Origin of the sequence: Streptomyces sp. PR69 (genome assembly GCF_026420845.1) — a bacterium.
In the GTDB taxonomy this organism is placed as follows: domain Bacteria; phylum Actinomycetota; class Actinomycetes; order Streptomycetales; family Streptomycetaceae; genus Streptomyces.
Genome location: NZ_JAOWCB010000063.1, coordinates 1 through 10847, shown reverse-complemented (window position 1 = coordinate 10847; position 10847 = coordinate 1). Strand labels below are relative to the sequence as shown.

Genomic DNA, 10847 nt, shown 5'->3' with positions numbered 1-10847 from the left:
ACCCTTCCCGCCCGGCAAACTGTCGTACGTCCACTTCGCCACCAGCGGACCCGCCGCCGCGTCATCACGCAACTCCGTGACACGACCCAGGACGTCATACGCGCGGCGTCTACCGGCCCGGCACACCCGTGTCCGGCGGCTGGCCGGCTCGGAGCGGGCAGTCCAGCTCCGGCGCTGCACGATTGGGTGAACAGCACACCAGGGCCAGGGACAAGAACGAAGGCCGTTCCAGGTAGAACCCGTGGGATACGTCGCCGCCCCAGCCGAGCCGCTCGGCAGCGGAATCGACCAGTGTCCCCAGCCGTGTGCTGTCCCGGTCCGAGTCGGAAGCGAACCGGGATGCGTACAGCGCAAGCCGTTCCCCGAGCCACACCGCGGCCTCCTTCGGTTCCTCCCATGTACCACGAACCAGTGTGCGCGGCTTGACCAGCCAGCACGCCGTTTCCAGCGGCGGAAGGTCCACTGTGGGGAACTCCGCCTTCACATCCCTGTACCGCTGGATCAGCTCCGGATTGCTGTCGGCCGCGGGCGGACCGGTGCGCGGAGGCCGCCGCAGGGCCTCCTCGTCGAATCGCTGCTTGGGACCGGTCCACAGGTACCCATGGTGGTGCAATGGCCGTACCTCTTCAGAGAATTCAGGGAACTGAGGCCCGACCGGTCCCCGCCTCGCCGGAAGGGAGCGCGAAGACCGGCCGGAGGCAGAGGCTGGTCAGGCCGACAGGCCGAAGCGCGCGGGATCGATACCGGCCGCGTCCAGCTCGGCCGTGGTGAACCGCAAGGGCTCCATGCCGGGCCGCTTGCTGTCACCCAGCGCCCACGCATTCGCGCCGATCCTCGCGAGCGTCACACACGACTCGCCGTCCGGGTGTGTATTGCCGCCGCAGGCTCGGGAGAACTCCACCCCAGTGGTGTTGCGCGTGTACAGGTCGATTCCGTTCTGCATAGGTACGCCCCTTCTAGTTGTTCCACGGCCGGAGTGCGGCCGGGTACCTCTTCTCGCTCGCTGTGAATCCATCATCAGGCGCTGACAGAACCGGAGGAAGAGCTAGTTGCGTTGACGCATAAAAGTCTCTGACGTCTCATTGAGAAACGCTGAAGCGGCATCACCTGAGAGGGCGTGCGACCAGAAAAGCTCGAAAAGGTTCAGATGGTGATTGATGTCCCTGGGGTCGCGCAGGATGACTTCACCGGAGAACAGTTCGATCGTTACAAGGCGGTCGTCGTAGACGACGAAGATGTTCATGGGGATGCCCGGAAACTGCACCCCCTGCGGGATTATCCCAATCTTGACGTTGGGCTTTTCGTTGATGTCTGCCATGTGCGCACACTGCGCTGCCATGACTCCGGGACTCGCTCGCTGCCATTTCACGGCCTGCTCAGTCATCAGGAACCAGAAGGAGCGAGACGCGTCGTCCAGGATGGCCTGCCGGTCCATGCGGGCCTGCACAGCTCTGGAAACGTTCCTGGCCGGATCGCTGTCCACCGTAGGGGACAGAGTTGCGACGGCGTATTCACGAATGTGCAGGAGGCCGGTAGGGATTGCTGGCAGGAAGTGTCGCATCACATGCGAGGAGGATTCAAGCGCTTTCAGCTCGGCTTGCTTGTGGTAGAGGCCGACGCGCGCATATGCGCGCCAGGATGCGTAATCTACATTCGCCCTGCGTGCCAGCCGTATGAGTTCGTCGGCAACCTCGTCAGGTACAGCAAGTGCCTTCAGGATTCGCTCGACATCGATAACCGTGGGAAGTGCGCGGCCCGTCTCAATGCGACTGATCTTTGTCTGACTCATGTTGCAGCGAACCGCCAGGCGCTCACCGCTGAGGCCGGAAGCGCGGCGGAGACCCCGCAGGGCCTCCGCCAAGTCTTTCCGCTCCCGTGCTTGTGTTTCAGGTTCGATAGACACTGAATGGCACAGCACTTTCTAGGGCGAGATCCCGCCACGCGAGATACTTGCCGATGTCCGGTTCTTGGATCAGTTCTCGATTGATCTGCGTTCCGTCGGGGCGGTAGTTCAGGTGGACGACGGTCGATTCGTCGAACATCCAGAAGTCTTGTTCCGGAAGTCCGGGATTTGTCCGGTCGGTCAGATCGACTATCTGGTAGTCTTCCCCGGCTGCGACATTGCCAGGGATACCCCACTCGAACAGATAACGACTGTACGGCGTCAGCGGTCGGCGCACGACCTTGGCTCGGACCATCGTCCGCCCGGCCGCCGTGTGCTCTCTGATCGTCTGGTGCCAAGGTGCATTGAAGCTCTCCGGCCGCTGGGCTCCGGAAAGGAAGTCGCGGAACGAATCAGCTTCGGCGGGCATGGTGTACGTCTGGTGTACTTCAAGCCGGAAGGCGGAGTGCTTGAAGTTGCGGAAGTAGGCTTTCCACTCGTTGCCTTCGAGGAGTACGGGGCTAGAACCATCCACGGACACGAGCCGCCTCCTTCAGGATGTCTTCCGGGATTAACACGACCGATTCGCCATGGGGCGTCGGGTGAGCCGTGTCGTACCCCTGGATCGCCAATATGCCGGGTTCCGGCGTCGCATACACGGTAGGGCAGTCGCCGTTACCGCACTTGTCGTCGTCGCCGCTCCTGCACGGCCCACCAGCTATCACCCGCAGTTCGCCCACTGAGACCCCTCTGGTCTGTATGGGCAGCAAAGCTACGGACGGTCACACCCCCGCCACAAGGGCGGCCCGCAGTCCAGTCACGTAGTCGCATAGAGCCGTGGGTTCGACACTGGCCCTACGCGAGAGGGCCGGGGAGTCCTTGTCGGACTCCCCGGCCTGTCCCGCGTTCACACCGCCAGGCTCACCCCAGCGCCACCGGACGGGACCAGTTCGTGCCCTCGGCGGTGTCGCCGCTGATCACCAGGCGGCGGGTGCCGTGCCAGCTGGGGCCGCCCGGGTAGAGGTAGACCTTGCCGTCGGAGAACAGCGTCCAGAAGTCGGGGATCGAGTCGCCGTCGACGTCCGGCGTGCCCGCGATCAGCGGGATCGACGTGGGCCCCCAGCCGCTGCTGCCGTACACCGCGTCGCTGCCGGTGCGGGACGTCGAGGCGAGGCCGAGGGACAGGATGTCCGTCCCCGAGCCGTCCGCGTCCGGCTTGCCCTCGCGGAGGTAGAGCTTTCCTTCCGAGTGGACGCGGTAGACCATGTCCGCCGTGCCGTCGCCGGTCACATCCCCGACGAGGACGAGGTCACGGCCGTCCCAGGCGCTGTCGGTCATCTTGTGGGCAGCCGCGAAACTGCCGCCGCTGTACCCGGAGACGATCCACAGCTGTGCGCCGTATGTGGCGAACAGATCCGGCAGCCCGTCCCCGTCGACATCGCCGACGGAGAGGATCTGCGTCAGCCCGGAGGACGCCGGCGCGTTCGGCGGCAGCAGAATCCGCTGCCGCTTCGAGACGTCGAAGCTGCCGTAGCCGTCGCCCGGATACACATACAGCTCGCCGTCCTTCATCCGGGCGACCAGGTCCTGGACGCCGTCGCCGTGGAACCAGTCGCCATGGTGGGTGATCAGCGCATCGGTCCAGTAGCCGTCGGGCGTGGGGACGGCATTGCCCGTCTCGGTGCTGTACGAGGCGTCCAGCCCGTGGTGGATGTCCCCGTCGTCGCCGGCGTACGCCATGAGCCGGCCGGTCCCGGTGACCGCCAGCAGGTCGGGCTGGCCGTCGCCGGTGGTGTCGCCCGGAGCGTCCACGCCCGTACGCGGCAGCACGTTGAAGCGATACGCGCTCTGGAGCGACAGGTTGCCCCCCGAGTCGACGCCCCTGATGTACAGGACGTTGGGCCCGGACTGCGGCGGCTGCACACTGAGCACGGCCTCCCCGGCGGACGCGGTGGCACTCAGATGGAAGTGGTTGGTGTTGATGCTGTACTCGTATCGCACCGTGTCACTGCCGCCGCCTGTGACCGCGAACGTGCCCGACTGACCGAACCGGACCGTGGACCAGATGCTGTCGCCTTCGTCCGCCTCCGGGAATTCGGCGGACGACACGACGGGCGCCGGCGGCTCCACCTGGTCGACGGTGAACCGGCATGGTTCGCCGCCGCCCGGGGACAGGGCCGAGGCGGCTCCCTCGGCGTCGAGCGAGAGCACCATCCAGGAGTAGGTCTTGCCGTGCGCGAACTTCGTCCAGGGGACCTCGACAGCAGCGTATCCGTCGCTGTTGACGGGGGAGTCGGGGAGCTGGATGCGGTTGGCCCAGTCCCCGGAGGGCCACAGAGACCAGCGCAGGGACTTCAAATTGCCGTCGGGGTCGTAGCCCTTGGCGCGGAACGTCAGATCGGACTTGCCCACCACCCCGTACGGGCTGGTCAGATCACAGCCCGGACCGGGTGTCATGGACAGATTGGCGGGCCGGTGGGGCTTGCGGTTGAGGGAGATCTCAACATACGGCGAGTTCTCTCCATTGGCCTGGATCTTCTTCCAGTAGTTGGCATCGCTCTCGCTGGCGGCACGCAGCCCGAGGGTGAGGGTCTTCCATCCCTTGTCCGCTGCTTCCTGCGCCGCTGACTTGATGTCCAGGGCAACCCAGCTGTCGGGACAGGAGCCGGACTTATAGCCGTGGCCGGAGGTTTCTTCGTCCAGGAACCTTCCCCAATAGGGCTGCTTGTTCCAGGTGTTGGAGCTGGAGATGGAACCGGTCAGATAGAGGTTGTACCTGCGCTTCGCACAGCCCCAGGAGTACGTCTGCAGGGCACGGAACTTGGCGTCCGTGATCGTGGCGCCCTGCATTCTGGAGTCACTGGTGTCGAAGGTGAAGACGGAGCGCGAGAGTCCGCCCGTGGTCGACTCGTAGCCGATGCGCGCCTCGTTCGTGCCGTCGTTGTAGTTCTGCCCGTTCCAGAAGCTGGAGGACGCGTGCTTCGCATAGAGCAGCGTCCAGTTCTTCTTGTGCCCCTTGAACGACGGGTCGATGAAGACGGGAAAGGCGGTGTCGGCGCCGGTCAGCAGCGAAGTGGGCGCGCCCAGCGAGAGGATGTCGTCCTGCTGGAGCTCGGCGGTGAGAACCGCGTCATGCGTGCCGGGCTGCGGGCCCGCCAGACCGGGCAGGTTGAAGCTGTCGTGCACGGCGCTCGGGGCCCGGGCGGGCTCGCCCTCGGTGACGGCCGGCTTCCCGGCCGAGTCCCAGGCGTACGGCGTGGGCGCGGCCGCCAGCTCCTCGCCACTCTCGTCGACCGCGCTGACGACACTCGACTCCTCGTCGAGCCGGAACGTCAGACCGGGGGAGGACAGCCGGTACGCCAGCTCGTCGAGCAGCGGATCGGCGGCGGCCTCCTTGGTGTGGACGATCAGCAGATGCGAGTAGCCGCTGTCGCGGGCGGTGAGCAGCAGATCGATGCCGGGGCGCACGGACGGGTACAGCGCGCGCGGCCCCTCGACGACCGGCTCCGGCAGCGGGCCGGGCCAGCTCACGACGACATCGTGGCCGCCGGTGTTCAGCCGCACCAGCTCGCTCCAGACGGGCGAGTCCGCGGGGCCGGCCGGGGAGGCGGCAGCGGCCGGAGCGGTCAGGGACGTCAGGGACGCCCGCACCACGCCGCCGCGGGAGGCGCGCTCCCCGCCAGCCGCCGAGCCTGCCGCCGCGCCCGCCGCCGAGCCCTCCGCCGTGCCCTCCGCCGTGCCCGCGCTGAAGGTCACCGGATCGTTCACGGCCGTCGCCGACCAGCCCCGCTCCGTACGGCGCAGCGTGGTGTCGATCTCCGTCCACTTGCCGTCGTCGCCCTTGGCCCGGATGGTGTCGCTGTAGATCCGGGTCCGCAGGAGACCGTCCGGCTGCGCCCACGTCGTGGAGTCGGCGGTGTGCTCAGCGGTCACCTCGACGTCCTCGCCGGTCTCCTTGGCGCGCCGGATCGCCTCGTCCGCGTCAAGCGGCCCGGACGCCTTGGCCTCGGTCCTCGCGGGCCGCTTCCCGGCACGGTCGCCGTCGTCGCCGCTGAGGTGAACTCCCAGCGGCACAGCGATAATTGCGGCAAGCAACGCAGCAGTGACGGCGATCGCGCGCCGTTTCACCGACGGACCTGAACCGGAATCACGCGACATCGCTCCGTCCGCTTGATCCGACTTCTCCAGTGCCTTTGAGGCTGCCTTTGAGGCGTCGTCCACTATCCCTCTCCCCCCTCGGGCCACTGGATGATGGCTTCGCGGTTTTGTGCCCGCAGAGCATGACTCATCTTCACGTTCCCGTCACGCCGTTCGGCGACTGCGCATGCCGGAACCATCTGCCCGCCATGCCCGTTCTCCTCTGAGCACCGGAGAAGGCCGCGGAATCCCGGCCGGAGGAAAGTGTGCGGCAAAAACACCCATCAGGCCGCAATGCAGACATGAGTATGCCCCAATTAGTCCCGCGATCAGGGCTAGTTACGGTTCCTGAAAAGTGAGCAAAATGGCCCTTGTTCACCCCCCTTTGACGACTGTGTCATGCACTGCGCAGAACAGCCGCACATAAGCTTGTGATCAAGGTCACTGATCCATGTGCGCTGTGGATTTTCCGTGAGCGCGGCCCGCATAATCTGCGGGCTATTTGTCAATTCCCTGCGAGCCGCCCGGCGCGGCAATCTCGCAGCGGATGTGGGGGGTTCACATGCCGTCGTCAGTCCCGGCGAATCCATTCCGTATGCCCGGATGCAGAACACCTGGCTCCGCTCGTGCGCGAAGCGGTTCCAGGTGGCGGCGCGGCATCCGCAGCACCGGCACCGTCGTATCGCTCGTCATGGCGGTGACGCTGCTCCCGTTTGAGGCATGGGCGCTCCCGCCGTCCGACTCCCGCATCGACGTCGCCCTGACGGACCTTCAGCAGGAGCCCAAGGCCGAACTCGATCCGGCCAAGGCCGCGGAACTCGAAGGCTGGGAAGGCGACCTCACACCCCCCGCCGAGTACAACCCGGTCGAGGTCGCGCCCCCGGCCGGCGGCACCGCCAGCGTGGCCCTCGACACGGCGGGCGAGGACCTCGTCCAGGCCGGCGACCTCCCCGTCAGCATCGGCAAGGCGTCCCCCACCGAGACCGAGCCCGACCCGCCCGCGCCCTCCGGCACCTGGGACGTCGCCGTCGAGCCGCGCACCTCCACCGAAGAGGCCGACGTGGACGGCGCGATCATCAAGGTGACGCCCCCGGCCACCGGCTCCACGCCGGTCGACGTCGAGCTGGACTACGACACCTTCGAGGACCTGTACGGCACCGAGTGGTCCTCACGCCTCAAACTCACCCAGCTCCCCGAGTGCTTCCTCACCACCCCCGAGCTGGAGGAGTGCACCGCCGCCACCGAGGTGCCCAGCCAGAACGACCCCGGCGCGGAGACCGTGCGCGCCACCGTCGACCCGGCCGCCGCGCAGACCCAGGGCGTCACCACCCAGTCCGGCGGCGGCCCGGTCGTCCTCGCCGCCACCGACTCCGCGTCCGGTGCGGGCGGCACCTACCGCGCCACCGACCTCGCGCCGAGCGGCACCTGGTCGGCCGGCGGCTCCTCCGGCGGCTTCGTATGGACGTATCCGCTCGCCGTCCCCGCGCCCCCGGCCGGCCCCGCCCCGAAGATCGCGTTCACCTACTCCTCGCAGGCCGTCGACGGCAAGACGTCGGTCGCCAACGGCCAGGCGTCCTGGATCGGCGACGGCTGGGACTACCACCCGGGCTTTATCGAGCGCCGCTACCGCACCTGCTCCGACGACCGCAAGAGCACCACCGGCGCCCCCAACAACGACAACTCCACCGACAAGAAGAAGTCCGACCTCTGCTGGTCGTCCGACGCCGTCGTGATGTCGCTCGGCGGCAGCAGCACGGAACTCGTCCACGACGACGCCACCGGCGAGTGGATACCCGCCAACGACGACGGCGCGAAGGTCGAGTACAAGGCGAAGAGCGGAGCCGACAAGGCCGCGCAGACCGGCGCGTACGACGGCGAGTACTGGGTCGTCACCTCCAGGGACGGCACCCGCTACTGGTTCGGCAAGCACACGCTGACCGGCCGGACCGCGCCCACGAACTCCGTCTTCACCGTCCCCGTCGCAGGCAACCACTCCGGCGAGCCGTGCCACGCCACCGCCTACGCCGACTCCTTCTGCACCCAGGCCTGGCGCTGGAACCTCGACTACGTCGAGGACGTCCACGGCAACGCCATGGTCGTCGACTGGAAGAAGGACACCAACCACTACGCCAGGAACCAGAAGTACAAGAAGCACGTCTCGTACGTGCGCGGCGGCCGCCCCACCCAGATCCTGTACGGCCTGCGCGCCGGGAACCTCGACGGCGACCCGGCCGGCAAGGTCGTCTTCACCGCCGACCAGCGCTGCATCAAGGAAGGCACGACCGCCTGCTCGGACGAGGAGTTCACCTCCAAGAACTACGAGGACAAGCAGCCCTGGTGGGACACCCCCTCCACCCTGCACTGCGCTTCGGACGCGAAGAACTGCTATGTCTCCTCGCCCACCTTCTGGTCCCGTGAGCGCCTGACGTCCGTCACTGCCTACGCGCAGCGCACCGAGGGCTCCACCGCCCTGTCCAAGGCCGACGTCTGGACGCTCGACCACTCCTTCCCCAAGCAGCGCACCGACACCCACCCGCCGCTCTGGCTGGACTCCATCAGCCGCACCGGATACGGCGTCGACGGCGAGTCCCTCTCCCTGCCGCCCGTCACCTTCCTCCCCAACGCCGAGGACATGCCCAACCGGGTGGCCCGCTCCGCCGATGACCCCACCCCGGACTTCGACCGGCTGCGCGTGGAGACCATCCGCACCGAGACCGGCGGCGAGATCTACGTCGACTACTCCGCACCCTGCGCGATCGGCGCGAGCCCCGACCCGGCGGCCAACACCACCCGCTGCTTCCCCGTCCACTGGTCCCCGGACCCGGATCTGGAGACGCCCAAGACGGAGTGGTTCAACAAGTACGTCGTCGAGCGGGTCATCGAGAAGGACCGCGTCGCGCGCCGCCCGGACGTCGTCACCTCGTACACCTACGAAGGCGACGCCGCCTGGGCCAAGGACACCGACGAGTTCTCCAAGCCCGACCGGCGCACCTACAGCCAGTGGCGCGGGTACGCCTCCGTCGTCGTCAAACGCGGCGTCACCGCGGGCGCCGGGCAGGCCGACGCCACCGAGCAGTCCCAGACCCGCACCCGCTACTTCCGCGGCATGTCCGGCGACGCGGGCCGCGCCGCCGTCACCGTCGAGGACTCCAAGGGCACGGCGCTGGGCGAGGACCTCCTCGCCTACCAGGGACGGGTCGCCGAGGAAATCGTCTACACCAAGGCGGGCGGGACCGTCGTCTCCCGCACCGTGAACGAGCCCTGGGCGAAGAAGACCGCCACGCGCGCCCGCGCGGACGGACTGCCCGCCCTGGAGGCATGGCGCACCGGCATCACCCGCACCGACTCCGCCGAGACGATGAGCACCGGCCATGAGCGCACGGTCCGCTCCGTCACCTCCTTTGACGCCACATACGGCCTGCCGCTCACCACCTACAGCCACACGCTCACGCCCGACGCCTCGGGCACGCCGGTCGCCGGCGACAAGAAGTGCACGACCACGACGTACGTCCACAACACCGGCAAGCATCTGATCGGCCTGCCCCAGCGGGTGCGCGCCACCGTCGGCGACTGCTCCCAGGCCGCCTCGGCGACCGGCGACGACGTCATCTCCGACGCGCGTACGTCGTACGACGCGCTGAACGCCTTCGGGGCCGAGCCCTCCAGAGGACTGCCGTACCAGGTGGACACCGTCCAGGGCGACGGCTCCGGCTGGATCACCTCCGCCCGCACGGCGTTCGACGCGCTGGGCCGCCCCACCAAGGTCACCGACGCGGCCGGCAACGCCACCTCCACCGCGTACACCCCCGCCGCAGGGACGGCGTTCTCGGTCACCGTCACCAACGCCGCCGGGCACACCGCGACCACCGCGACCGACCCCGGCCGCGGCACGGTCCTCTCCGCCGTTGACGCCAACGGCCGCAAGGTCACCTTCAGCTATGACGGCCTCGGCCGCACCACCGGTGTCTGGACGCCCTCCCGCACCCAGGGCACGGACAAGGCCGCGTACGTCTTCGAGTACCAGATCGGCGTCGACCAGCCGCCCGCCGTCACCTCGCGCGTACTGCGCGACAACGGCACGTACGAGGACTCCGTCGCGATCTACGACGGTCTGCTGCGCCCGCGCCAGACGCAGAGCGAGGCGCTCGGCGGCGGCCGCATCGTCACCGACACGCTCTACAGTGCCAACGGCACCGTCGCCCAGACCAACAACGGCTATCTGGCCAAAGGCGAGCCGTCCAAGGACATCTTCGTCCCGCAGTCCGTCTTCGAGATCCCCAACGCGACGAAGACGGCGTATGACGGACTGGGCCGCCCGGTCAAGACGACGACCCTGCACCGCGGCACGGCGGACACCTCCGCCGCCACCGTGTACGGCGGCGAGTGGACGCTCACGCGCACCGGCATGGCCCCGGACGGGGTCACGCGGCTGTCCGGCAGCCGCGCGGTGAAGACCACCACCGACACGCTCGGGCGTACCACCACCGTTCGCCACTTCACGGACACCGCGCTCGCGGAGGGCCGCGACACCCACTACACATACGACCCCCGCGGCCACCTCGCCCAGGTCAACGACCCCAACGGCAACAAGTGGACGTACACCCATGACGCACGCGGCCGGCTGACCGGCTCCACGGACCCCGACATGGGCGCGGCCTCCTTCGGCTACAACGACCTGGACCAGAAGGTCTGGTCGGCCGACGCCTACGACCGCCGCCGGTACACCGCGTACGACGTCCTGGGCCGCATCACCGAACTCCGCGATGACGCGGCGGCGGGTCCGCTGGTGGCGAAGTGGACGTACGACAGTTTGCCGGGCGGGAAGGGA

Annotated in this window: 6 protein-coding genes; 1 reads left to right on the top strand and 5 read right to left on the bottom strand. The window is 68.0% G+C overall.

The genetic code is table 11. The features are described 5' to 3' along the window. Window positions 1-109 precede the first annotated feature (109 nt). From OF819_RS28660 to OF819_RS28640, 5 genes are all read right to left on the bottom strand, one after another. Window positions 110-613, bottom strand: a complete 504-nt coding sequence (locus OF819_RS28660) for a hypothetical protein (protein WP_267246568.1) — start codon at window positions 611-613, stop codon at window positions 110-112. 96 nt (window positions 614-709) lie between these two features. Further along, on the bottom strand, window positions 710-943 hold the full coding sequence (locus OF819_RS28655) for a DUF397 domain-containing protein (protein ID WP_267246567.1): 234 nt from the start codon (window positions 941-943) through the stop codon (window positions 710-712). 102 nt (window positions 944-1045) lie between these two features. Next, the gene (locus OF819_RS28650; protein WP_267246566.1) at window positions 1046-1903 is read right to left on the bottom strand and encodes a helix-turn-helix domain-containing protein; all 858 of its coding nucleotides are present in this window, start codon (window positions 1901-1903) and stop codon (window positions 1046-1048) included. Beyond that, on the bottom strand, window positions 1887-2423 hold the full coding sequence (locus tag OF819_RS28645) for a DUF6879 family protein (RefSeq protein WP_267246565.1): 537 nt from the start codon (window positions 2421-2423) through the stop codon (window positions 1887-1889). Before OF819_RS28645 ends, OF819_RS28650 begins: the two co-directional genes overlap by 17 nt. 380 nt (window positions 2424-2803) lie before the next feature. Next, window positions 2804-5956 (bottom strand): DNRLRE domain-containing protein, encoded by a 3153-nt coding sequence (locus tag OF819_RS28640; RefSeq protein WP_267246564.1) that lies wholly within the window; start codon window positions 5954-5956, stop codon window positions 2804-2806. A 754-nt stretch (window positions 5957-6710) separates the two neighbouring features. Between OF819_RS28640 and OF819_RS28635 the strand changes: the two genes are divergently transcribed. Beyond that, window positions 6711-10847, top strand: a 4137-nt coding sequence (locus OF819_RS28635; RefSeq protein ID WP_416370650.1) for an RHS repeat domain-containing protein, incomplete at its 3' end; no start/stop codon positions are given.

Excerpts from the sequence above, each read along its gene's own strand:
- OF819_RS28655 (WP_267246567.1), bottom strand. The coding sequence starts at position 943 with ATGCAGAACGGAATCGACCTGTACACGCGCAACACCACTGGGGTGGAG.